Genomic DNA, 25472 nt, shown 5'->3' with positions numbered 1-25472 from the left:
AGCAATGGCAAGAGAACAACAAATTTCGATCCATGCGTCACAAAATCCGTGGTGATGTTCCGATCGTCCTGCAAAAAAATGATGGCGTCGCCAGATTGACAAACGCTATCGCACCGAAAAAAATATACTTCTCTCATTTTGTTTTAACCCGGGTCTTCGAGCCTCTTCTAAAAATGAAAGCTCCAAGTGGCTCTTTGTCATCGTAATCCACGCAAGGTAATCAATTATTGGAAAGCATGGGCCATTTGCGCGGCCGAACTTTGCCGCCCAACCTGACCCAGCGCCAGCCTTGCCTTTTCCCCGTCATTCTTTGAAGGCCTGATAGACCAGCACCTTGAATTTGCCTTCGATTTCGTTCATGTGGTCTCCCCACATCTGCCGGTAGAGCAGCACTACCATTTTGGAAGCCGGGTCAACAAAATAGGTAGTCGAAAAGGCACCGCCCCAGGCATAGGTGCCCGCCCGCATCGGGCCAAGATGGCTGCCCGCTTCGGTAACAATGCCAAACCCCAGCCCAAACTTTTCACCGCCCAGCGACAGGTCACCGATCTGGTTCATAGTCATCAGGCGAACGGAACTGGGACTAAGCAAACGCGCGCCGTCGTAGACGCCACCGTTCAGCAGCATTTGCAAAAACACACCGTAGTCGTAGATGGTAGACGACAGTCCACCGCCACCGGAGAAATAGTTTTTCTTTGTCAGCGGATAGCTCATGTCCAACGCGCCAAAAGCAAGGGGTGTTTTAACGATGTGATCGAGCGAATCGCCCACAAAGAAATTCACTAACCGGGAAGCTTTCTCGGCCGGCACGTTGAAGTAGGTGTCGTTCATGCCCAGCGGTCCGAAGATGCGTGTCCTGAAAAAATCGTCGAGCGACATGCCCGACCAGACCTCCACGAGGTAGCCCAGCAAATCGGAGTTGAGTCCGTAGGTCCATTTTTCGCCGGGCTGATGCATGAGCGGCAACGCGCCGAGGCGTGTCATGGCGGCCGATAGTTTGTCGTTGGTCACCAGCAGGCCTGCCGTGATATTTTGTTTGTGATAGATGGCCCTGGCTTCCTTGCTTCCGATCTGCGCATAGCCCAGGCCCGACGTGTGCGTGAGCAGGTCGCGCACGGTGATGTCGCGCTTGGCAGGCACGGTGGTATAGGTCGAATCTTTGTCATTGAATTTGTCCAGCACTTTGGCGTGGGCAAACGACGGGATGAATTTGGAAATGGGATCATCAAGTAAAAATTTTCCCTCCTCAAAAAGCATCATGGCGGCCACACTGGTGATGGCTTTGGTTTGGGAGGCAATGCGGAAGATGCCGTCTTTGGCGAGGGGTGTTTTGGTGGCCGGGTCGTTGAATCCAAACCCTTTGTAATAAACCGTTTTGCCATCACGGATCACAAGCGCCACAGCACCGTTAATCCAACCTTTGTTCACCCACTCGTTGAAACCAGCATCAAGGCGTTTGAGTCGTTCCGTCGAAAAGCCCGCGGCTTCGGGAGTAGCAGCGGGAACAATCTTTTGTGCATACACCGACGGCACCAGCAACGCTATGGCCAACAGGTGAAGGAGAAATCTTTTCATGAGAGGCGGTTAAAAGGTTGAAGTACCGAAGATAACGGTATTCACGAATTGCCGCGAAAAATTTTTATCCCTAAATCCGGCGCCGACGCGTGGGTCAAGGCAGGATTAGGATGGGCGTGCCGATGGGCACGTGGCTATACAACTCGTCCACCTCGGCATCGGTGAGGGCGATGCAACCCAACGTCCAGTCGGCGAGGCGGTGAAACTTGCCGATGATGCCCGTGCCGTTTCGAAGGCCGTGGATCTTCACGTCGCCGCCCGGCTTCACACCCTTGCGTTTTGCCTCCGCGCGGTCGGCCGCGTTGGGATAGGATATGCCCAGGTTTTTATGATAGCCGCTGTGGGGATTCTTTGCATCGATGATGTAGGCTCCTTCCGGTGTGCGGCCATCGCCTTCCTCCTGCTTGTCGCCCTTCGGATGGGGGCCGATCGACACTGTGTAGGTCTTGATGCGTTTCCCGTTGGCAAACCCTTCGAGGGTGTGTTTGCTTTTGTGCACCACCAGTTTGTCTATCACCACACCTTCCGGCAAACGTTTCTCCGGCCAAACATTATAAATCAGGGCGCAAATCAGAAGAGCGACAAAAACCAGAATCCATTTTTTCATATACGGCTGCATGATACCCTCTGGAACATTAACATGCAAAATGCCCCCGGGGCAGCCGTTCCCGGATTGGGTTTTCGCCGGACCAAACCGGGCTTGCCTACCTGCCATCACGGTGCCTCTTTAACCATAAAGGAGTCAAGATCCGGAAGGGCAACCAACTTCGTATGTTTATTTTAAGGCCACCGTTTACCCCCCATGGCCTTGGCACTATATATGGGTGTTTACTGGGCCACACATGCCCATGCGTTTTTTTGCCGGCCAAACCGTAAATATGATGCTACGCTTTTGTTCCTTATTTGTCCTTGTCGCTTTTCACTATACTTCGGCTGATTTTGTCTCATGAGAAACCTGCAGCGATTAAAAGAAGCCATCCTCATTTCGCAAGTTCCCCATGCCTCGTGGAGCCTTGAACTGGAGAAGTCGTCGAAAAAATATCACACGGTGGCGGCATGGGCGGCCATTATTTTTGATCCCATCTTTGCCATCACCGACTACTACAACATTCCGGAAAGCTGGCAATATTTGTTTGCCATACGGCTCTGTGTGGCGGCCATCACCTTCAGCACGCTCATCCTGAGCCGACGCTACTACCTTCCCTCCTACATCATTGTGGTGGTGCCCTTTGTGTTGATCTCCCTGCAAAACGCCTATACCTACAGCCTCATTGGCGACGAAGATCTGTTGGGCCACAACCTGAACTACATCGCCCTGCTCATTGGCGCCGGCATGTTTGTGGCGTGGGCCTGGCCCTACTCGGTGTTTATGACGGTGCTGTCGCTGGTCGCCACCTTCTATTTTGTGAACACCAACCCAGCCCTGGAGTTCAACCAGTTTTTTGTGAAGGGCGGCCTCATCCTCATCTCGTCGTTCATCTTCATGACCATCCTCATCCGGACGCGCCACCACCTCACCATCAAAGAAATCAAAGCCCGGCTCGCGTTGCAGACCAGCAACGAAGAAATTCAAAATCAGAACGAAGAGATCAAAGCACAGAATGCCGAGATCCAGGCACAGGGCGAAGAGATTAAAGGCATCAACGAGAACCTGGAGAACCTGGTGCAGGAACGCACCGCCGAACTGGAAAAGAAAAACAAAGCGCTGGAAGAATATGCCTTCATCAACGCACACAAATTGCGCGCGCCCGTGGCCAGCATTCTGGGCCTCACCAATCTCCTCCGCAAACTTCCCGCCTCACCCGAAAGCAAAGACGTGCTGGAGCATTTACAAATCTCGGCCGACAAGCTGGACGACATTGTGAGCACCATCACCAAGACAATTGAACGCGGGGAGCGGAAATAGCAGTCTGCATTATGTTTACGCCAGATTCTCTGGCAATGTCGAGATTTCGCCAGGCACTGCGTAGGCGGCAGCATATCCTTGCATGTAATCGTCGTCGTTGTCGGGAGAACGCTCTACAAACGTTTCTTTCACCCGTGTCGAAACCAGAAAGTAAGGGATCCATATAGCGCAGACAAACACCTGACGAATAAGATCTTTTAGTAACGCCGAACGCTCGGCGCTTTCTTCCAAATATATCCATCCCACCGTTGTGTCTATAAATGAAGCTGCCAGCGACGCCGCATAAAAGATAATCGCCAGGCGGGGAAATGACGAACGACGTTGATAGAACAATGCAATCATCAGCACAGAGAACACAGTGGCCACCACGTTGTAGATCATTTCAAAGAAAATAACAGCGGCCAGAGCATATTTTTCAATGCGCCACAGTCCCAAGTAGGTCGCACTCTCGAAAGATGAGAGCTGCTGCGAAAAATCATACAGCATCCGCAGCGGCGTGATGCTAACACCAATCCCAACCAGAACAAGCCATCCACCAATGGGCTGACCGGGTTCATTGGCCCATTCGGGCACAGGGTCGTAGCGACGGTAGAGCCGGATACAAAACCACGCCGAGAGCCCGAGCGTCATAATGGCGGCCCCAATTGCCCAAACGCTTATGCCCGTCTCGCTCACCAGGCTTTTATTGTAGAGCAGATTATACGACAAGTTGCCGCGCATCTTCTCATGATCCGCTATATAGGTGGCGGAGGTCGCTGCGGGAACGTAGTCTGAATTGGTCTTATAGTGAGTTTGAATGACCAGAATTCTATCCTTCACAAGCACATTGTATCTGTATTCATAATACTTTGATGTGATCTCCTCCGTTTGTGGGGAGATGTTCAAGGGCTCCGGCAAATTCACGTGTATGCTGTGGTGGTAGTTAACCGGATACGACAACAAATATGGCGCTGACCGCTTGGTCGTTTTTGGCACGGTGAAAAAATCTTCGAGCGTGAGCGCATAGAACTCACAATACATTTTGTCTTTTTCGTTCTCCATGGGTTTCCAGAACGAAGCAATGGTATATTTTTCCTGCACCACAAGCTTGTTCTCTTTCCGGTCGTCGGTAATAGTTAGAGAATCCTTCACCGCGATGTCGGGATACAGGTTGGCATAGTAGGCGAGGTAATTTTTTTGAATGGCACTTAGGCTGTTGCTGGCAAAATTGCCACGTTGCACATCAGCGTCGGCGCCATTGTAGGTGGTGCGCACGGTCAACTCCACCTCGCCGCCAATCGTCTTAACATCAAATTGATGTTCTTCAGAAGTTTCGGACCACCAGATGGTGGGCGTGGACATCTTGACAATGTTGGAAGATGATTCGCGGATCACGAGACCTTCGCCATAGGTGGGAAAGTAAATGGCCTTGAAATCTCCTCCCTGATTGTTTATGGTCGGGTCGATATAGTGCGCTTCGCCATTGTCGACTACCTGCACCACACAGTGATCAAACACATTTGAAGCCGGCAGCAACTCGGATGTGTGACTTCGCAAAGATGTATTCACCAACACCGGGTTCGCGTCAATGTCATAAGCACGCAAAATGCTGCACAGCAATAGCGACTTGTCTTTGCAGTCGCCAAAGCGTTGCTCGAACACCTGCAGTGGAGAATGGGGCTTGTGCGAATTTTTTCCAGCCTCAAAACCCAGGTAACGCACTTCGTCCTGAACAAAGCGCGTAGCTTGCAACAACAGTTCGTCGTGCTCCAGGTCTTTAAAAAGCGGATCAACAAGCGCCTTCAATTTCGCCTGCTCTGCATCTGCCACCTTAAAATGATCGACTGCCCATTGCGATACTTCGCTCCAATATTCAAAGTCCGACAAGGCCACACTGCGTGAAGATTCGTGCCACGCTGGCACATCGGCCTCGAACGATGGCTCTTTCGTATTTTCTATTTGCCACACATAGGTTGTCAGTCCATCTTTTTTCTGCACCTCGGGGACAACCTGACCATTGGTATATTTCGAATAAAGTTGTGTACTGGAAGGAATTACCAGACGCTGATACAGTTTGTGGAAGGGAATGGCATAATCAAAATAAATTCTATCACAAAAGTGTCCGTCGAAAACCGGATTGAAACCTTTGCGCGTGAAAGCATATTCCACTACATCGCCCACGCGCACATCGGCCAGGTTAATAACCACCGTCAGTGCGTTGTCGTAGAGAAAACGATCCATGCTTTGTTCTCGCTGAATTGTTTTGAGGTCGCGGACCTGCAGTTTGTTGATGACCTGACTTCCCCGATGAATGACCATTTTGTGGAACGCGAGTGTTTGATACGACGGATCAAAATCCGTTTGCAGGTCAGACATCGCCTGCACTCCCTCATTCGTGAGAATCTGGTAGGCATAGTGCACAAAATATTCCTGTGTGGCCACGTTCTGCTGCAGGTCTATCAATTGATAATAGAAGCTGCTGGTCTCCTGATCGGAGGGTTTTGCCTTCACGTCGGGAGTGTGCCCAACAACCCAGGAGGGCACATTCTGAATCTTAACATTTTGAGCAAAAAGTGAGGTGACAGCACAAAGCATCACAACAACGGACATCCGGGTACGGAACATGACAGGAAATAGGTTTACAGGTTAAAACGCTCCAAGCATTCTGTCTGAAAGATAGCAGGTTGCCAAAAAAAGGAAAATTCAATCGGCAAAAGAAACATACATTACTTGAATCAGGCGTTGCCGTCCCCTCGGCCCCACCCGTTAAACTTTACGCCGACATGAGGCCGGAACGAAATTCCCCTTATATTTGTCTCCCCTTTGCGGGGAACGTTCATCGACTTGCACATTCGTTGAACAACCGGGGCCGACCGGTTTTGACAGGATGTTTAATGACGTATAGAAGCATGCAGGCTCATGGGATGAGAGCCTTGAAAGATAGTTCCAAACCATACTTGGCGAGTCTAACTACGCCATGGCTGCTTAATTTATCCGATAGGATAAATTAGCCTCGTCCCGATAAGATCGGGAAAGCCATCATCGCTCAGCACTCCCGTTTTGCAGGTGCTGGTTAGCGGTGTCGTCATGCAAAACTGCTCCGTGCGATGTTGCTAAGCCCGGCTAAGACACAGTAACTAAGGTGTTGTTTGGCTGTTGCCTGCCTTGCACCTCCCGACAATTAAAGTCAACTAAGCATGTAGAAGGTACGGCGTTATCTTCTCTGGACGAGAGTTCGATTCTCTCCGGCTCCACTGATACCAATCAAAGCAAAAGGAAAAGCCCAAATTCGTATGAATTTGGGCTTTTCCTTTTTCAACCTTATCAAAATCAAGTCATTTTATAGCAATTCCCTGGGTGGAAATTCGGTGCACTTTAAAAATCGGCATTTAGTAATTGTTTATTCGAAATGATTGACTGTTCTAAATAGAATTTGCCTTACCACCACTTCATTTTACGAGCGACCGCTGTGTCTTTCGGCATTTCGACATAAAGAAGCTCTCCCTTCTTTACATCAATACCGTTTTCGTGTTAGGGATTGTGGCTTACCAACTTGTCGATGCTCGCATGAAATTTCTTCGATATCGAGAAGAGCGTTTCTCCTTTTGCAACCTTGTATTCCGAAATTACAAACGAGGCGATTGCTTGCAGAGGTTGTCGCCTTTGCCGTTCACTGCGGTTTTATTTTTTTCCAGATCAACTCTTGGTGATCCTCTGGTAGCTTGGGGCTTATTTAGTTTGCAGTCGGCTGTGCTGCATTGTTTATTAATAGCATTTGTATGTTACTCAACAAAACCTGGTTTCGTGTAGTTGTTAGTCTTTTTGTAGGCGGCGGTGTTTCTGAATTCATTCATGTTTTCACAGGCGATCCTAATCGCCCGCAAACAACAAACCTCTCACTGCTCTACGCCATCGCCATCTGTATATTCCTGACGTTGTGGGCGAAGAACCATGCGCGGAAAGAGCAGTAGACGCTTAGGTTACTCGTTAGAATCACGTTGATGGTAGCGATTTTTTCGGTTAACATAAAAGCTTACAAAAATGAAATTCTATTGTTAATCCAAAAATATCCCTGCAAAAGTTTTTAGTATCTTCCAAAATGGAAACCTCTCCCCGCTCCTTTCTTCTATTTCTCCTGGTGGCCATTCTCACCACGGGCTGTCGGCACCCCGCCGAAAATCGCATCACCTTTAGTTCCCTTGGAGACGAACAGAACACGGCGTTGCAAGCTTACATCGCCTCCATCACGTTCGACTCGCTGCAAGGCATTAAACCTACGGTGCAGGTGACCCGCGAAGACAGCAACACCGTCCACATTGAGCTCATCTACCAACTCACGGACTCCATACACCAGAACGACTGGCAGCTAAAGATCAAGCCCGCATTCGAGGCAACACGTCACTGGTCACCTCACCTCACGCCTACCTCTAAAAACATCATCGCCCAGCACGTCTTCCGTGCGCCTGCGATGATCCTGACCGACAGTCTGCGACAGTTGGCCGTGGTGCCAGACCTGGCGCTGCTCAACCGGTCGCCCGTGCAATGGTATATGGATCTCGACGCACCTTCCGGCATCCTCACCCTGGGTGTGAGCAAAAGCAAAATTACCGAGCACGTCATCTACGAACGCGCCACCGGCAACGTCTACCCGCCCGGCGAGTTCCGCTTCGGGTTCTACCTCATCACCAGCCGCGACAGTCTCGGTCACACCGACCCGTGGCGACGGCCGCTGGCCCTGCTCTGGAAAAAATATGGCGAGCCGCAGTACGCGCAAGGTCAGCCGCTCAAAGGCGACATGATGCCCTACGTGCGCCACACCTACCGCTGGGCTTTCGACACCTGGAGCAAAAATGTATGGCAGGAATTTATGCTGAACGAAAAAAAAGTCGGGGCGCCTGTGTTCATCGTCAATGTCACGCAAAGCCCCAATTATCCCGGGCCGGTAAATGAGCGCGAGTTCCGCTCCATCTGGAACCAAGCCTGGTTCAGCTCGCTCCGATCTGCCCAGGGTCTATACCGTTTTGCACGGCGGCAAAACGATAAAAAACTTCTGGAGAAGGCACGCATGACCAAAGAACTGGCACTGCAATTTCCCCAGCACGATGGCCTGTTTCCCGGCGTGATCGCCACTGCCATGGAGGAAGTGGAAGTCGATGGCAAAAAAGTGGCACGCTCAAAAGGCTGGAACACCATGTACTTCGGCAATTCCGATCGCAATCCCGTAATAGACTGGGGCCAGGCAGCACAGGCGCCTTATCACATCCTCGACATGAGCTGGACAGCCTGGCTCATGCTCACCTGGTACGATGAGTTGGAAAAGGACCCGCGCCTCGTTGCCTACGCCACCCGGTATGCCGATAAGCTGATGACATTACAGGATAGGCGTGGCTTCTTTCCAGCATGGCTCGACATCCACACGCTCAAACCCTTGGGCTATCTGGACCAGTCACCCGAAACAGCGATGTCGGCAACCTTCCTGCTTCGAATGTATACGCTGACGCATGAACAGAAACATCTGGATGCCGCCCGACGCGCCTTAGACGCTCTGACCGGCTCCATCGTGCCCAACGACAAATGGGAAGATTTCGAAACGTATTGGTCCTGCAGCCGCGTACTCGATACGCTTGTAGACCGGAAGATCGAACGTAACAACCAGTACAAAAAGAACACCTTGTCCATGTACTGGACCGCCGAAGCGCTATTCGATGGCTACAAAGCCACAGGCAACCGGGCCTACCTCACCACCGGGCAACGCGTGTTAGATGAGCTGCTCATGTACCAAGCCTCCTGGCAACCCACATACATTCCCATACGCGCGCTCGGCGGCTTTGGCGTCATGAATGCCGATGGGGAGTGGAACGATGCACGCCAGAGCCTGTTTGCCGAGCTCATCCTTCGCTATGGCGAGGAGCTTCATCTGCCCGAGTATGTGCACCGGGGCCTGGCCGCTTTGCGGTCTTCCTTTATTATGATGTATTGCCCCGAAAATCCGGAGACACGCGCACAGTGGGAAAAAGTCTATCCGTTCTTTAACGAAAAAGACTATGGCTTCATGATGGAAAACTACGGACACGGCGGGGAAGCCAACGCCAACGGTCTGGGTATTGGCGAATTCACGATCTATGATTGGGGTAACGGAGCAGCATCCGAAGCCTACCTGCGGGTGATGGACCACTTCGGCGCAACCTACCTGGAGCAGTGAGCGCGATGGCAGGATGCTTTAGTCGATTCGACACCTTCCTGGCGGCACCGTTGACCGGCTAAGGCATCGGTACAGTAAAATAAAATGCAGAGCCCTTCCCTACGGCAGTGCGCACCTCAATGGTTCCGCCATTTTTCTCCACAAATTCCTTGCAAAGCAACAGTCCTAGCCCACTCCCTTTTTCGTTGGCTGTTCCCGGTGTGGAACGTTTGTCGCCGATTTCAAAGAGCCTATTCATGATTCCTTCTCGAATGCCGACACCATTGTCGATCACCCCTACTCTAACAAAACCATCTACAAACTCTGCGTTCAGTGTGACCTGTCCACCTTCCCGGGTAAACTTAATGGCGTTGGAAAGCAAATTGCGAATGATCGTCCTGATAGAATGAGGATGAGCCCAAACCAATAACTCTGTCTTCACCTCATTAACGATTACTATTTTTTTGACATGCGCCACGTCACTAAACAATTCTTCGCTTTCCTTGAGCGCCAGTCCAACATCAAAGATTTCCGGAATAAAATTCAGGGCATTGGTTTGTGAGAAACTCCATTCCAAAAGATTTCCTGTGAGGTTATTTAGGTTTTTCAACGATCTATTCAGATCACCCAGATACTTGTGACGTTCGTCAGGCGTCAATAGGTCATAGTGGTTCGATAATAGATCCATAAGTCCCATTAACGAATTGATCGGGCTCCTCAGGTCGTGACCAATAATGGAGAAGAGTTTGTCTTTAGAATCGTTTGTTTCACGCAGCAAGTAATTCTGATGGGCAATGGCGGCCTCCTTTTTTACCAGTTCATCATTTAGCACAGAAAGTTTTTCGTTCAACGCCAAAACCTTTTTATACGTTTGTTGCCGTTGCCACACAAAAAATAACAAGCACGCAATGATGCCGATAGAAATGGACAACAAACCGATGCCCAGAAGTTGCTGATTTTTCTTTTCAGCTTGCAGCAGTTCTTTATCCTTTTCTTGCAGGAGAGCCTTTCGATTTTGCTCTCGACTGTTGAATAGATATTCGCTGTACTTCGCCCGACTACTGTGAACAGAATCGCGAAGTTCATTGCTTTTAAGCAGGTAGCTTAGCGCTTGCTTCGTTCTTCCGCGTTCCGACTCAATAACCGAAAGCAATGCATAAATTCGCTCCATGTCGGCCTTCGAACCTATTTGCACATAATAATGATGAGCCTCCTCAGCATAGACAAAAGCGCTTTGGGCATCGCCCTGTGCTAATTTCAGTTTCGCAAAATAGTATCGGTTATCGGCTTTATCGATCTTGTCGGGAAGTGGACTGATCAGCTTCCATACCGTGTTTAGTATAGAATCGGCAATGGCATACTGACGTTGTTCAATGCGCAGCGCGCTCAGCATATTGAGTAGATACCCGTAATTTGGAATTTCCAAACGATCATAGGCAAACACCGTGTTCAGATATTTCTCTGCTTCGCCAAATTGTCTATTGGCGAGATACGTTTGCCCGATGTTTATCTTAAGCGTGACAAAATATGGATCTTGCTTGCCTAAGGCTTCCTGAAAACTGAGTGCTCTTTTGAAATAGTCAATGGCGCGGTAATAGTCCTCCAGGTCAAACATGCACCAGCCGATATTTCCCAAGGCCCGGCACATGACGGTTTTATTGTTGACAGAGTCGGCGATGTCGATGCTTCTTTGATAGCAGGAAATGGCTTGTGCCACCAGGTTTCGCCTGGAATAGGTCTGGCCGATTAAAAGGTTCGACCACGCCATTCCATTCTTATACCGCAGCTGCTTCGACAGTTCAAGCGCCTTCTCAGCATAATGCAACGACGAGTCAACGTCAACAGCATGATAACTATGCGAAACGTCGCACAAGCGAAGCACGCGGTTAGTGTCCATGGGTAAGGATGCAACCTCCGCCTTTAGACTATCAACATTCCTAAGATTTTCTTGCGAATAACCAACCGATAAAGCTAACAAAGCAAGGATGGCGAGGTAGTATTTCATCCACAAACCGTAAAAAAGTAAGTTAGAGAAATTCCAAATAAATCAAACTGACAATCTGCATTATTTCCAGCGGAACTTTCTGGCGAAAGTGTGGATTGCCGGACTTCTCCGTCGAAGGCATTGAGAATAGCTCTGGAGCAACCAGAGAAATTTAACGCATAAAATCAATTTCTACCTGCATGAAAAAACACTATTAAATCCTTTTTACCCAAAGAGATATAAAAAGAAAACGGATGGTTTAGTTTCGGTTTACATGCGAACAACATTGACAGCAGTCGATTCGAAACCGCGACTAGCCAAACCGTTCCTGCATGCAAACCAGGATCTTCACTGGCCGCTATGCTTAGACAGTTTGGACGCTTGTTTTTCAACCCGTGTTTGGAATAGTCCCGGATACAATTATATTTGTTAGACAAATCACATAGAAATGCCGAAAGAATATCTCGGGGAATTTGAAGAACTGGTCTTGACGTTGGTCGCCATCCTGGACAAGGAGGCGTATGGAAACGCTATTGTTAAGGAGATTGAAGAGCAGGTTCACCGGCAGGTTAATCTTGGGGGTGTTCACGTAACGCTCTACAGACTTGAAGACAAAGGCTACATCAAGTCGCGTGTGGGAGGTGCTACCACCGAGCGGGGCGGCAGACGAAAACGATTTTTCACCATCACGGCGGCAGGGCTTGCCGTGCTGAAGGCGATGAAGGAAGATCGTCAGCATTTATGGAACTTAATTCCTCAATTGAAATAATAGCTCATGGAAAACCCACACTTGCCCAAATGGATCGTGGTCATGCTTCGCTGGATTTGTCCTGCGGATTTGTTTGAGATGATCGAAGGCGACCTGATTGAACAGTTTAACATCGATCGCCAACGGTTTGGGCCAGCACCTGCGCGACGCAAAGCCATCCTTCATGCACTGGATTTTGTCAGGCTTGGCATCCTCGCCCGAAACAGCATGCCATCGTTCAATGCGCCAATCGCTTCTCACTTTTTCCGGTTTTTCTTTAGAGGAATAAAAAAGCACGCGGGATATTCCTTCATCAACATCAGCGGGTTGGCCCTGGGGCTGGCAACCGTGTTGCTGATGATGATCTATGTATTTGATGAGTATCGCTACGACAGATCGTACCAAGACTCCGAAAAGATCTTCAGGATCGTTAGCAAGATCGATATGGGCGGCGAAGTTCTATACACATCCTTTAGCCCCAATGCACTGTCCGATGCCATCAAACACGACTACCCCCAGATCGAATACATTACCAGGGCTTCACTCTTTGGCATGTCGCAATCGCTGGCTTTCGAGAAAAGCGAAGTGTCTGCAGAGGGGATTGCTGCGGATCAGGCATTCTTTAATATTTTTTCTTTCCAGTGTTTAGCGGGAAATCTTGCCACCGCGCTGGAGCCGTCAAACCCGGCCTCAATAGTGATCACAAAAGACCTGGCCATAAAACTCTTCGGGCAATATCACGACGTTGTTGGTAAAGTCCTGAAAGATGGCCGTCGTGTATCGGCGGTCATCGAGAATGTCGCCAACACCTCGCATATCCATTTTGATTTTGTAACGGCCTTTATGCCCTACACTCCCGAGATGGCCATATGGGGCAACTTCGGATCGTATCATTATGTAAAGTTTAAAGACACCCGAAATGTTCCGGACGTGCAAAGCAGTTTGCAAGCGCTCATGGTCAATCGTCTCAGTGCCGATCCACGCACGGCCGGGTTCAAAGGCACACTTCGTTTTCAACCGCTCACTTCTATACACCTCGATGAAATTAGCTATTCCATGGAGCCTTCAGGAAAGGGAAACAAACAGTATGCGATCATTTTTACCGTGCTGGCGGTCTTCATTCTGTCGATCGCCTGCATCAACTTTACCAACCTGGCCACCGTGCGGGGCATCAGGCGGGCAAAAGAGATCGGGGTGAGAAAAACAATTGGCGCCGTCCGGATTCAGTTGGTCATGCAACTGCTTGGCGAGTCTATGATCGCTGCAACCATCGCCATGGGCATTGCCTTGACCCTCGCGACGTTGGCGCTTGGGCCATTCAATACGCTTACTCAAAAACACATTACGTTTGACTTTCAAAGCTTTGGTGTGCCGTTGCTGATTTCTTTTGGAGCGATGGTCTTGTCCGGCATATTGTCGGGGCTATATCCTGCCTTTGTGCTCTCGTCGGTTAAAGCCTCTTCCTTGATAAAAGGTATTCCGTCAGTGAATATGGGTGGCGGATATTTGTCGAAGTCCCTGGTGGTTCTTCAGTTCACATTCTCCATCATGATCGTGTCCGGAACGCTCGTGGTCTATTCACAGCTCCACTATATCCGGAACAAAAATCTTGGCTATCAGCGGGAGAACATTATCCGCATTCACAATGGGTCCAAAAAATATGCATTGTTCAAAACCGAACTTCTTACACATGCCGGCATCAAATCAATTTGCGCTGCCGATCAAGACCTGACCCAAGTCTTCGGAGCAGGAGGCGTAGACTGGCCGGGACGCACCTCGAGTGGTCCGGTGCTCGTTCATTCGATTGCCGTTGATCCTGACTTTTTGGAGACCATGAAGATATCGCTTGTGAAAGGGCGCAATTTCAACCCCGACGGAAAGCTCGACACGGCCGCGTTGCTTGTCAATGAAGAAGCGGCCAGGTTGTTTGCTGTCGATGATCCGATTGGCTTACCGATTCGGGGCATAAACAAAAGTGGTGCAACGGTAGTGGGCGTTGTGCAGGACTTTCATTTCAAATCCATTCACGAGAAGGTGGCCCCTATTCTGATTCAGCGACGAAACAACGAATTCTTCTACAACAACATCATGGTACGTGTCGAGGGCGACATGCAACAAAATATTGCCACCATCGAAAAAACCTGGAAACAATTCAATACAGAAGACACATTCGCCTACAGCTTCATCGACGATGATTTTGCATCCTTGTATCGCACTGAAGAGGTTACAGAAACCTTGTTCAAAGTGTTTGCAGGGCTCGGCATCATCATTGCCTGCCTCGGCTTGTTTGGACTATCCTCTTTCACAGTAGAGATGAAAAGCAAAGAATACTCCATACGGAAAGTGCTTGGAGCATCTTCGTCATCGTTGTTCTATTCCTCATCGATGAACCATTTAACCCTGGTGCTTATCGCAACCCTGGTGGCCGGCCCCTTAGCGTATTACTTTGCAGCCCAATGGCTGGGCACATTTGCCTATCACGCTCCCCTATCGATGTCTCCATTTGTCATCGCGGGATCCATCTCTATTTTGCTGGCATTCGCAACGGTTGCCTACCAGTCTGTTCGTGTCGCCCTTACAAAACCCAACGAGATACTTCGCGCGGAATAAAAACATTTCACATGTCACGCGCATCAATTTAAATTCCTGTTCACCTTCAACCCGTTGAGCAATATGTCGAAGAATTGACTTTGGTTGAATTTAACGGGCATGATGTCGCGGTTTGCCTCCAGGATACCAAATTCCAGTAAGTTGAACATCCATTCGGCCAGGAGCATGGTCTGGATGTCGGTTCTGAATTTCCTGGCATGCTGGCCTTCGATCAACAGATCATTTAAGAACAAGATCATTTCCTGTTTATGTTCTCTGACCAGTTGATAGGCCGCGGGATGATATTTCCGAATATCGTAGATGAGCGCAACGCCAAACGGAAGGGCTTGATTAACGATGAACTCATAAAAAGTAGAAAGCCGATTGGTCAACGTCAAATCGGATGTCGATTGCTGCCTGAGTTCCAATCGGCTTTCTTCTACTAGCTCCCGCACCACATCCGTAACGATCGCATCCTTGTTGTCGTAGATTTTATAAAGTGTTTTTTTTGAGACACCAAGATACCTTGCAACATCGTCCATGGTTACACCGTGGACTCCCCGGCGGCCAAACAGATGCCTGCAAACTTTCAGGATGTGACCCTTTTCCATGTTTTTTATTCCGTGCATAGCATGAAGTTCTCGCGCTACCGTGTACACCTCTAGTGCTCCCCTAGTGTTCGCTTCAGATTTGCTTCTGCAATCCTATACCCTACTTTGGATTCAATAACACTGCTATAAGCTTGTTGCCAGATGGTTTGTGCTTCCAAAACATCTTTGCCAACGATAGTTCCGGCTTGTAGCCGGTCTTTGCTTAGCCGCAAGTTTTCTTCTGCCTGCAGTAAGGAAAGTTCGGCCAGCTTAACCCGGCGGGCACTTTGATTGACTTGCAAAACAGACTGCTGTACCTGAACGGAAATGATTTCCCTGCTCTCCCTGAGCAAATGTTCCTGCGATTGAATACGAAATTGTTGTTCTTTCACTTTTTCACTTCGTTTGCCCCAGGCGAAGATGGGCACGTTGACGGTGACCAACCCGTAATAACTTGCCATTGAATTGCTGCTGTTTTCAGGATTTATCCCTTGCTTACCAAATGCGCTAACGCCGCTTATGCCAAGTGACACACTGGGCAAGAGGTCGCCCTTGTAAATCCGCTCCTGAAGTCTGGCCGATTCGAGCGTCTTTTCCTGGATACGTATCTCCGACCGGAGGCTTTGTGCACGCACGGTCAGATCGGAAGTCTGAAGCGAATCAAAGGTTCCATTGATGCTATCCGAGACAACAAACTCAATGCTATCGCCAAGACCGGTAAGTTGTGCCAGGTTCAGCATGGCCACCGTAAGCGCATCGTTGGCTTGGCGCAGGTTTAGCTCATTCTGATTTTGCTGCACGCGGGCACGCAGCAGATCATTCTTATACGTCAGCCCCGCTGTGTATTGGTTGTTGATGTCTGTAACCAACGCGGTTAGTTGTCTATGGCTTTGTTCGGCGAGCTTGATTTGTTCTTTTGCCGATACCACTTGCCAATACGTGACTTCCGTATTATATAATACGTCGGATGTGGTCAGGGCCTTGCGTTCTGTTTGAATATTTACCGTGAGGGCGGCTACCTTCCGTCCCAATTGATTTTTCCCACCTGAATAGATAGGCTGATTAAAATTAAGGGCAGGACTCACGCCGTATTCGGGCAATATTGTATTGAGTGGTTTACCGAAGTAGAAACCGGTAACGGCACCATCAAGTGTAAATTTCCCACTGGCATCGGCCTGATGTTTTTGAGCTTCGGCCACCTGAATATTCTGCTCTGCGGCTTTTACATTGTTATTCTGATGAATAGCAAGTTGCCTTACTTCCTCCAGGGTTATGCTTCGCTGCGCTACCGCGAGCGAAGACATGAGTAGCGATACGATAATGAGGGCTCCGGAAAGAATCCCTTTGACTGTCCACTTCATTTGCTATTGTTTATGATATTTTTATTTCACTAAAGACTTATGCTGTTTCCACCCAGTGTCCACAGGCTGAAGAATACACTCCGTGCAGGCGAAGATCAAATGACTTCGGGCTTGTACTGAATGTGTTCATCTGCATCGGGCTGACTGATTTCCTGCTGAACAGCCTGAGGTTTTATAAACCAGAAGTAGAGCACGGGCACTACAAACAATGTCATCACCATCGAGAAGACAAGTCCCAATGCCAGCACACTTCCCAGCGGCGCCCACAGGGGAGATTTGCTTAAGATCATCGGCACTACTCCGATGGCCGCAGCCGAAGACGTTAAAAATATTGGTCTCATTCTTCGTTTGGCCGATGCCATGGCGGCAGCCTTCAGCGTATATCCATGTTCGCGAATCAACTCATCGGCATAGTCCACCAGGATGATTCCATTTCGCACCACAATTCCCATGAGGCTTATGATTCCAATGAATGCGGTGAAGCCCATGGGGTTGCCCGTTAAGAAAAGTCCCAGCATGGCGCCCAACAGACTCAGCGGAAATGCTGCCAACACGATCAGCACTTTTCCTACACTCTTAAATTGAAATAGCAGCGTCAGGAAAATGAGCATCAGACTAATCAATAGTGATTTGCCCATGTCGGGCGATGTTTCTGCAGAGGATTCTACTTCTCCACCATAGTTGATGGAAACACCTTCGGGCAGGGCGAGCGCTGCGATCAGCGGTTTCACTTCGTTCACAATGGTAGTGGCCGTGACACCCGCCTGTGCTTCGGATCGCACGGTGAGGGTGCGGAGTCCGTTACGGTGCGCAATTACGCCCGTATGCCATGCCGGTTGAAGTTCAACCACATCTTTGAGTGGCACTTTTGTATTGTACTGCGAAGTGACATAGATGTTCTGAATCTTGTTCAGGCTGTCGCGGTTTTTTCCATCCAGTCGCAAAACGATGTCGATGGATTTATCGTCTTCCCACAAAGTGGATACGATGTTTCCTTTTATGCCACCGCCCAACGTTTGTGTGATTGCAGCATGGCTTACCCCAAGGCGACTGGCCGCATCTTCCTTCACGACGGCACGCACGCCAAAATAATCATCCTGATAGTCGGTGCGTATCCAGCTCGTGCCCTTTGCCTTCTCGACAATGGCAGCGACTTGTGCCGCTACTTTTTTCTGGTCTTTCAGATTATCGCCCACAACCCGAATTTCAACCGGGGCGGGAGTTTCCTTGTTGGATAACTGTCTTACGCGCACATAGCCGTTGGGCAGAAAGTTTTTAAACTTCGGCAGGTATTCTTCAATAAGGTCAACGGTGGCCTGTTCGCTCGTGGTGTTAATAAATATCTGTGCGAAATTTTCGCGTGGTGTTTCCGGTGCATAGGTCGCATGGAATCGCGGAGAGGAAGTTCCCACAAAGCTGGCTGTGGTCACTATGCGGGGATCACCTTTTATGGCCGCTTCCACTTTTTCTACGGCCCTGGCGGTCTCAGTCACATCGGTTCCGTTTTGCATCCACAACTCAAGATTAAACTGGTTTCGCTCGGCCATTGGAAACAGCTCTTCCTGCACATTTCCACCGATGGCCATCGCCAGAAAGACAGAGAACAATCCGGAGAACATCGTCAGCTTTGGCCAACGGAAACAGAATTCTACTGCCTTGTTAAATCCTTCTTGCAGATAATCGAGTACGTTTCTCTTTACAGGCCGGTCCGTTACATGATGCTTCAGTCCTTTTTTCAAAAAGATATAACACATGTAGGGCGTCAGCAGCAGGGCGACCAGGAATGAAGCGAACAACGCAATAGATACCGCGATGGGCAATGACACGATGAACTCCTTGGGGAGCCCTCTAAGAACAAAGGCCAGGGGCATGAAAGCGAAAATGATGGCAGCCGTTGCCGTGAACACGGGCACCATCAACTGTGTGGCGCTTTGCCATGCTGCCGTCCAGCTGGCAACACCTTCGTCCAGTTTTTCGATGTAGTTATCCACGATAACAATGGCATCATCGACCACCATGCCCAACACTACAATGAGCGCTGCCAACGACACCTGGTGAATTTCTATCCCGACTAAATTCAGGATAGCAAAGGTTACTGCTATAGATACCGGTGCTGCAATCGCAGAGATGGAAGCGATACGGAATGGTAGCAGCAACATAACCACCACAATAACGGCAGCGATCGCGATTCCAAACTCCACCATAAAGTGACTTACCCGTTCGCGTACTACTTCGGGTTGATCAACGATGGTTTTGATACTGACATCTGCGGGCAGGGTCTTCTTTATTTCATCAATTTTCTCTTTCAGATCATCTCCCAAATAAACAATGTTGTTGCCGGGCTGCATTTGCACCGTCAGCATCATCACCTTGTCGCTGCCTACTTTAATATAGCTGTTCAGTTCTTCGTAACGTCGTTCAATACGAGCCACATCTTTCAGACGAACCACCTTCCCCTCCGGCGTGCTCAATATAATCTGGTTGCCAATGGCGGCTTCATCTTTATAGCGGCTGTTTGCAAAAATGGGAACATTGCTGGCCGAGAGTGTAATGTCTCCCGTGTAGTTGGTCACGTTCTGTGCCTGCAATACGCTGGACAACGAAGCAAAGTCAAAACCATACTGTTGCATTTTCTCATCGTCTACAACAATATAAATCTGTTGGCGCTGCCCGCCATACCGGTTGATCTTGGACACTTCGGGAATGGTCTTAATGCCGTCCTCCAGTTTGTCCAGATAGTTTTCCATTTCGGCATAACTTCTGCCGGGTGCACTCACCGTGATCATTTGTGCCACTACATCACCAAACTCACTGTTGACGATCGGACCCTGTACTCCCGGGGGAAGTGTGGGACGCAATGTGCTGTTCAAGCCATGTTGAAGTGTGCTCCAAAATTTCTTGGGATCTTTCACATTGTCGTTTAGCTCGGCGATAATCACGACTTGTCCTTCCTTGGTTTCGGAGCGTGTCTTTGCTTTTTTAATTTCTTCAAAGCTGAAGAGGAACTGCTCTATTTTATCAGTCACCTGTTTTTCAACCTGGAGTTCATCTGCCCCCGGATAAAGTGCAAAAACAATTCCCTGTCGCACCGTGATGCGTGGGTCTTCGCTCCGTGGCATGGTGATCAATGCCACGATACCCACCACGACGAGCAATCCGGCAATCACCAGCGAAAGCTGGCTATACTTCATCGAAGCTTCAATAATATTTATTCTGCGTTTTTTCATTTCTCTTGTCCTTCTGTGTATTCGCGTATCCAACTATTGTGCATGCAAGCCAGTTTTAAAGGGCTACCGTCTGTCCGTCCTTCAATTGGTTTTGTCCCTGAATGATGACCCGGTCGCCAACGTGAAGTCCTTCCGACACAATGATCTCATTCATCGACAACCCATTCACCACAATTCTTTTTCTAATAGCTCTGTTTTTATTGTCCACAACAAAAACGTAGGTAAGTTCTTCGGGATCGCGCACCACGGCATCGGCCGGCACGGTCAACACATCGCGTTGGTGATTTGTGGAGATGTTTATGTTAGCCAGCATTCCCGGAAGGAGTTTTCCGTTGGCATTGGCCAGGCGCACTTTCACTTCAAAGCTTCGTGTTGAAGCATCGGCCTGCGGGTTAAGGATGCTGATCTTTCCGCTTCTTGTCTCCTGAACTGCAGGAATGTTGACAGTCGCCCCTGTGCCGATGGCGAGCTTACTGATTTCACTTTCCGAAACTGAAATTTTCGCATAGACCAAATCGGTCTTCACCATGGTGAAGGCCATGATTCCGCTCGAAGCAATGGCGCCCTTTTCAATTTCTTTTGCGGTGACAATGCCCGCGAATGGAGCATACAGTTTGGTGTCCGCCAATCGCTTGGCCGCAATGCTCTTGTTTGCTTTCGCTTGCGACAATGCAACCTTTGCCGTCAGGTGCTCACGGGCAGGCAAGCTCCCTTTTTCAAAGAGCTCGTTGAGCCGGTTGAAATTATCAAGCGCTTGCTCAAGAGACGCTTCGGTGAGAAGCAGGTTGTTTTGATATTCGATGGTTTCTATCGACGCCAGCAACTGTCCTTCGGTGACGTGTTGTCCCTCTTCCACATATACGGCCGTTACTCTTCCGGGAACCAGAAATCCCAGTGCAACCGAATTGTCCGCTTCAATCGATCCACTATAGGAAAGCGTCTCTGTAATTCCGTTGGCTGTTAGTTCCCTTGTGCTTACTTTCAACGTGGGGACAGCTACTTCTTTATCCTCCTTTTTAGCACAACTTGCCAGCAGGATGACTGCCATGCTTACTAAGGACAATGGTTTGAATGCATTCATAAAAATTAGTCGTTTTGTTTTTTTTATTTTGATATCGGTACTAAACCGCTGATTAGATTTCTACTGTGGAATTGGCAAGCTGGTGATCGGCTGCTGTATGAAACAGGGACCTGGTTTGATCGTTGTTATCCTGATAGAGCCCGAGAATGTAGGCCGCCTCTTTTGATCGGTCTACGTTTTCATTTTCAGGTTGCGAGAAGATGTGATAGTAATACACGCCATACACACCCACTTCGCGATCAAGCTCCTTTGATATCTCCATTTGCAGCAGGCTTGCAATTCTGCCAAGGGGCGACGGCGCACCTGCTTTTTGAACCGGGTCATTGCAAATCTGGATGAAGGTTCCCCGCCTGTGCTGTTTCATCAGCGGAAGCAAAAGTCTGGCAGACATAAACCAATACGATAAGCTATCGCATTGCATCGCATCCCAGGTAACATAGTCCAGTTCGGTAAGCGGCAGCGCGGGATAGGTCGTACACGACAGAATAATGACCAGGTCAATTCTACCGTAGTTAGTTTGAATGTGGTCGGCAATCTCTTTTGACCGTTCGTAGTCCATCGGATCATTGACCAGCGTCACCAATGCGCCGGTGGAAATGTCGGCTACTTCTCTTTTGATCTGGAGAATGATATCTACGTTGGATGCCGGCACAATCACGAGCGCATCACGCTGAAGCAGCTGCCGGATGATAGCAATCTCCAGCGGTTGCGTAAGGCCTGCAACGATTGCAATAATGTTTTTTGATGACCTGTCCATATTGATTGCCTCCTTCAGGATGACAATACAAAAATGGGGTGCACGTGGCGTGCAGAGAATGTTGAAATGTACTTAAGTTATGTCTGAAAGTATCCGTTCTTGTGAATGGACAGACAACGCTTCTACCAAGGCAGGGGTAGGTTGCTTGCTCTTACGATACTCGGAAGGCGTAAGGCCCGTGTTATTTTTAAAAAACTTGCTGAAAAAAAACTGATCGCTGAATTGCAACAAACCAGCCACCTGTCCGACCGAGTGCGCCGGCTCGTTGAGCAAAATCATTGCTTCGGTGATCACCATCTCGTCTATTAAGTCGCCAGCCGTTTTGCCCGCCACATCTTTCACGGTTTGTGTTAAGTAGCGGGGCGTGATGGCAAGCTGACCGGCGTAAAACTGCACGCTCCGTTCCACTTTGTAGTGCTTTATCAGCAACTTCATAAAACGCGTTGTAATGTCCTGCTTGCGGGTAGATTTGGATTTCAGCTCCTGATTGTGATGATAAAAAACATTCATCAATTCATAAATCACCATGCTAAAGTTGTGCTGGATAATCTCCTGGAAGAACTCATTCCTTTCGCGGGTCACGATATTGGAATATAACGCTTTGAAAATGTCTGACAATAAGGTGATCTCTTCTTTCTCTAAAACCAGGTGTGTGCTCAGATGGGGTCCCAGCAAATTGAATGCGGAAATGTATTTCTGATAGATACCGGCTTTCAATAGAAAATCATTGGAGAAAGAGATACATGCATTGGAGATAAATTCCGATGACCCTATGAATTGGCAAATGGTGCCGGGTTCAATTAAAACAAATTCCCCTTCATGTATCACATGATTCACCAGGTTCAGCTTCACCGACAGTTCTCCTGCGGTAACCATGCAGAAAAAATACTGATCGACGCGAAAAGGGTAAAAAATAGGAATTGCTTTTTGTTCATTCTCCACAATGCACACCTGTAGCCCATCGAGTTGACTTGGCTGCCCCATAATGTTGAGGAATTCGGAGAAGGTGTGATTGCGCACTTCCTGACTTTCAATTTTCATGGGCTCCATCACCACAGAGTTTGGTTATTACTTGTAAAGGGACGACTTGACTGCTGTTTTATTGTAGGCACCACCCTGTTTAAAAAAATCAATCGATTGAAGACAATCGAGAAGTAGATCAACCACCAGCAATTCTCATTTCCAAATGGAGAGGGTGCCTGAAAATAAAGCCGTCAAAGCTAGAAAAAATATACTTTTTAGTATATTTTTAGGGTTTTAAATCTCATTGTATGCTCTCCAAGGCAGAAAGAACGAGACAGTTTATTCTTGAAAAGGCTGCGCCACTGTTTAATGAAAAGGGCGTTTCGGGAGTAAGCATTGATGATGTTCTTGCTGCCACCAAATTGACGAAGGGCTGCCTCTATGGGCATTTTGAAAGTAAGGAGGATCTCTCGACACACGTTGTTGACCTGTTGTTGGTCAAAGCAAGAGAACAATTACTCATCGCCATTGGCCAGGGAAAAACTGCAAAAGCAAAGATCTTTGCTTACCTCGATTTTTATAAAGACCCCTTGAATACCCAGGTTCGGGGCGGGTGCCCGATCTTTAACATTGCCGTGGAGTCGGACGATCTCTACCCAGAGATCAAGGAGAAGATTGCTGAATTGTTGCGAAACGGTCAGGAAGAATTCGCCGCCATCGTAAAACACGGCGTTGATCAAGGTGAATTTTCAAACAAAATCGATCCGGCACTGATCGCCTTTAAGTTTGTGGCTGCCATTGAGGGAGCTGTGGTTATGTGTCGGGTGATGAATACAACCAAGCCGATGCAGGCTCTTATCAAAAGCCTGAAATCAGAGATCGACAGTTTTGTACTTTGATGTTGATTTAAAATAAACCAAAACGTATTTTTTTAATAGCTATTTTCAAGTGACCTCTTCCGGAATATCCTTGGGCGTTCTCTCATCGGGTATGTGCAATTCTTCTCCAGGCACATTAGCTAAAACAGGCGAATCTTATCGGGCATGATGATGTGTAATCCTGCTGAAAGAATTTTCGGAGCCTTTGCCATTTTTTCGGCCAGCAACGATGTGGGTAGTGGCCTCAATTTTCTGAACAGGCCCAGGCGGCTCAGAAAGTTCAGAAGCGGAGCGCTTACCCGCTCGCCCGACCGGTCGGTGTTCTTGCGCAACAGCATGGCGGGTTTGAAGATAATGTACTGATCAAATGCAAGGGTTTCAATCTGATCTTCCAATTTACCTTTCACCATAGAATAAAATAAAGGACTGGAAGCTTTCGCGCCATACGCAGACAACAGCACGGCACTAAAGACGCCGTTTCGTTTTGCAACCTCTGCAAATTTTAATGGAATCTCATAGTCGATATGCCACTGTTTGTCGCGTGAGCCGGCTGTCTTCAGCGTTGTGCCCAGGCACGAAAACCAAACATCGCCGTGGATGAATTGCGATACAGCATCCAGGTTGTCGAAATCCGTGAGCACTTCCGTGAGTTTGGGATGGCTTCGCTGGGTGGCCGCACGAACAAAGATCACCACCGCCGTGTAGTCTGCGTCATGCAGCAAGATATCAACAAGGTCTTTACCCGTTGCACCGGTGGCGCCGATAATTAAGGCTTTCATGTCTGATGTGTTTAATGGTTTGACGATTTTCTAAACCAACCTTTCTTTCGGCGTCACCCGATGCGGGTTTTGTCTTGTTGTTAGTGTTTGGTGAGCCAGGTTTCAACGGCCCTCGAAAAATCGGCGACATCGATGGGGTGACGGCTGGTGATGAGGTTGCCATCGACCACTACAGGTTCTTCCAGCACCGTGCCACCTGCATTCTTCAAATCGACCTGGATGTTCCAATAGCCCGTAAGTTTTTTTCCTTTGAGGATATCGGCCGATGCCAGCACAACCGGTGCATGACAGATTGCGGCAATCAATTTTCCTGACTTATTAAAATCCTGGATGAAACGGATCACGTCTTTGTCGAATCGCAAGTTGTCCGGATTCCAGGCGCCTCCGGGAATAAAAATTGCGTCGTAGTCGCCGACCTTGATCTGGTCTGCTGTGCGGTCGAACTTGATCCAGCCAACCGGTTGTAAGTATTGGATGGCCATGATATGTGTCTTTGCCATTTCAGGTGTGCTAAGGCCGTATCGTTCAGGAGCCGGATTAAATTTCGGTGCGACGATCTCCACCTGCGCGCCCAATTCCCGGAAGTACCATACGGGTCCCGATAGTTCTATCTCTTCAAAACCATCGGCAGCAAGCACGGCTATCTTTTTTCCTTTCAACACTGTTCTGTTTGTTACGGGAGTAAAAAAGAACGCCCGCAACGCTTCATTTCCGGGAGCATTCAGCAACTGCGACACCGGCATGTTGACAACCGCAGACGGAGACGTTAGTTGGTTCAGCACTTCCAGTTCGTGCGATTTGATTTGGCCGGCGGCTACTTTCACCTGGGCTTTTGTGTTGACGACAGCGTGCATCATGATAATACTCGTTATAA

The 25472-nt window shown here is 48.8% G+C and carries 18 protein-coding genes and 1 other RNA gene; 7 read left to right on the top strand and 12 right to left on the bottom strand.

All coding sequences use genetic code 11. From position 1 onward, the window contains the following. Positions 1 to 303: 303 nt before the first annotated feature. Together JI741_RS08045 and JI741_RS08040 are read right to left on the bottom strand one after the other, a co-directional pair. Positions 304 to 1575, bottom strand: a complete 1272-nt coding sequence (locus JI741_RS08045; RefSeq protein WP_202008527.1) for a serine hydrolase domain-containing protein — start codon at positions 1573 to 1575, stop codon at positions 304 to 306. A 94-nt stretch (positions 1576 to 1669) separates the two neighbouring features. Beyond that, positions 1670 to 2182, bottom strand: coding sequence for a L,D-transpeptidase family protein (locus JI741_RS08040; protein ID WP_236675949.1), 513 nt, complete (start codon positions 2180 to 2182; stop codon positions 1670 to 1672). Positions 2183 to 2521: 339 nt separating this feature from the next. On the opposite strand from JI741_RS08040, the gene JI741_RS08035 reads away from it, so the two are divergent. Then, positions 2522 to 3481: a histidine kinase dimerization/phospho-acceptor domain-containing protein gene (locus JI741_RS08035; protein WP_202008525.1), complete on the top strand. Its 960-nt coding sequence runs from the start codon at positions 2522 to 2524 to the stop codon at positions 3479 to 3481. 15 nt (positions 3482 to 3496) lie between these two features. Here JI741_RS08035 and JI741_RS08030 read toward each other — a convergent pair whose 3' ends face one another. After that, positions 3497 to 6085 carry a DUF3857 domain-containing protein gene (locus JI741_RS08030; RefSeq protein ID WP_202008524.1) on the bottom strand — a complete coding sequence of 863 codons (2589 nt, stop codon included), beginning with the start codon at positions 6083 to 6085 and terminating at the stop codon, positions 3497 to 3499. Positions 6086 to 6325: 240 nt separating this feature from the next. Here JI741_RS08030 and ssrA point away from each other — a divergent pair. From ssrA to JI741_RS08010, 3 genes are all read left to right on the top strand, one after another. Continuing rightward, positions 6326 to 6717: a transfer-messenger RNA gene (ssrA, locus tag JI741_RS08025) on the top strand. A gap of 522 nt (positions 6718 to 7239) precedes the next feature. Continuing rightward, positions 7240 to 7431, top strand: coding sequence for a hypothetical protein (locus JI741_RS08015; RefSeq protein WP_202008523.1), 192 nt, complete (start codon positions 7240 to 7242; stop codon positions 7429 to 7431). 128 nt (positions 7432 to 7559) lie between these two features. Continuing rightward, the gene (locus tag JI741_RS08010) at positions 7560 to 9662 is read left to right on the top strand and encodes a hypothetical protein (RefSeq protein WP_202008522.1); all 2103 of its coding nucleotides are present in this window, start codon (positions 7560 to 7562) and stop codon (positions 9660 to 9662) included. 58 nt (positions 9663 to 9720) lie between these two features. On the opposite strand, the gene JI741_RS08005 is transcribed toward JI741_RS08010, so the two are convergent. After that, the gene (locus JI741_RS08005; protein WP_202008521.1) at positions 9721 to 11646 is read right to left on the bottom strand and encodes a sensor histidine kinase; all 1926 of its coding nucleotides are present in this window, start codon (positions 11644 to 11646) and stop codon (positions 9721 to 9723) included. Between the two features lie 427 nt (positions 11647 to 12073). Here JI741_RS08005 and JI741_RS08000 point away from each other — a divergent pair, with 427 nt between their 5' ends. Together JI741_RS08000 and JI741_RS07995 are read left to right on the top strand one after the other, a co-directional pair. Next, a complete protein-coding gene (locus JI741_RS08000; RefSeq protein WP_202008520.1) occupies positions 12074 to 12394 on the top strand; it encodes a PadR family transcriptional regulator in 321 nt (106 codons plus the stop codon). Positions 12395 to 12400: 6 nt separating this feature from the next. Then, positions 12401 to 14983: an ABC transporter permease gene (locus tag JI741_RS07995; RefSeq protein WP_202008519.1), complete on the top strand. Its 2583-nt coding sequence runs from the start codon at positions 12401 to 12403 to the stop codon at positions 14981 to 14983. Positions 14984 to 15006: 23 nt separating this feature from the next. On the opposite strand, the gene JI741_RS07990 is transcribed toward JI741_RS07995, so the two are convergent. The 6 genes from JI741_RS07990 to JI741_RS07965 form a co-directional block, all read right to left on the bottom strand. Next, a complete protein-coding gene (locus JI741_RS07990) occupies positions 15007 to 15591 on the bottom strand; it encodes a TetR/AcrR family transcriptional regulator (RefSeq protein WP_202008518.1) in 585 nt (194 codons plus the stop codon). A gap of 32 nt (positions 15592 to 15623) precedes the next feature. Further along, positions 15624 to 16913 carry a TolC family protein gene (locus JI741_RS07985; RefSeq protein WP_202008517.1) on the bottom strand — a complete coding sequence of 430 codons (1290 nt, stop codon included), beginning with the start codon at positions 16911 to 16913 and terminating at the stop codon, positions 15624 to 15626. A 95-nt stretch (positions 16914 to 17008) separates the two neighbouring features. Further along, on the bottom strand, positions 17009 to 20140 hold the full coding sequence (locus JI741_RS07980) for an efflux RND transporter permease subunit (RefSeq protein WP_236675948.1): 3132 nt from the start codon (positions 20138 to 20140) through the stop codon (positions 17009 to 17011). Positions 20141 to 20195: 55 nt separating this feature from the next. Then, positions 20196 to 21188 carry an efflux RND transporter periplasmic adaptor subunit gene (locus tag JI741_RS07975; protein ID WP_202008516.1) on the bottom strand — a complete coding sequence of 331 codons (993 nt, stop codon included), beginning with the start codon at positions 21186 to 21188 and terminating at the stop codon, positions 20196 to 20198. Between the two features lie 85 nt (positions 21189 to 21273). After that, entirely contained in the window at positions 21274 to 21978 is a 705-nt protein-coding gene (locus JI741_RS07970) for an SDR family NAD(P)-dependent oxidoreductase (RefSeq protein WP_202008515.1), read from the bottom strand. Between the two features lie 72 nt (positions 21979 to 22050). Then, complete coding sequence (locus JI741_RS07965) at positions 22051 to 23028, bottom strand: AraC family transcriptional regulator (RefSeq protein ID WP_202008514.1); 978 nt, start codon at positions 23026 to 23028, stop codon at positions 22051 to 22053. Between the two features lie 221 nt (positions 23029 to 23249). On the opposite strand from JI741_RS07965, the gene JI741_RS07960 reads away from it, so the two are divergent. Then, positions 23250 to 23840: a TetR/AcrR family transcriptional regulator gene (locus tag JI741_RS07960; protein ID WP_202008513.1), complete on the top strand. Its 591-nt coding sequence runs from the start codon at positions 23250 to 23252 to the stop codon at positions 23838 to 23840. Between the two features lie 119 nt (positions 23841 to 23959). Here JI741_RS07960 and JI741_RS07955 read toward each other — a convergent pair whose 3' ends face one another. Together JI741_RS07955 and JI741_RS07950 are read right to left on the bottom strand one after the other, a co-directional pair. Then, a complete protein-coding gene (locus JI741_RS07955; protein WP_202008512.1) occupies positions 23960 to 24598 on the bottom strand; it encodes an NAD(P)H-binding protein in 639 nt (212 codons plus the stop codon). An 80-nt stretch (positions 24599 to 24678) separates the two neighbouring features. Further along, positions 24679 to 25455 carry a DJ-1/PfpI family protein gene (locus JI741_RS07950; RefSeq protein ID WP_236675947.1) on the bottom strand — a complete coding sequence of 259 codons (777 nt, stop codon included), beginning with the start codon at positions 25453 to 25455 and terminating at the stop codon, positions 24679 to 24681. Positions 25456 to 25472: the final 17 nt, after the last annotated feature.

This window comes from Chryseolinea lacunae, from assembly GCF_016735595.1.
GTDB lineage: Bacteria > Bacteroidota > Bacteroidia > Cytophagales > Cyclobacteriaceae > Chryseolinea > Chryseolinea lacunae.
Note: the sequence above shows the minus strand (reverse complement) of the source record. Positions and strands in the feature narration are given on the sequence as shown.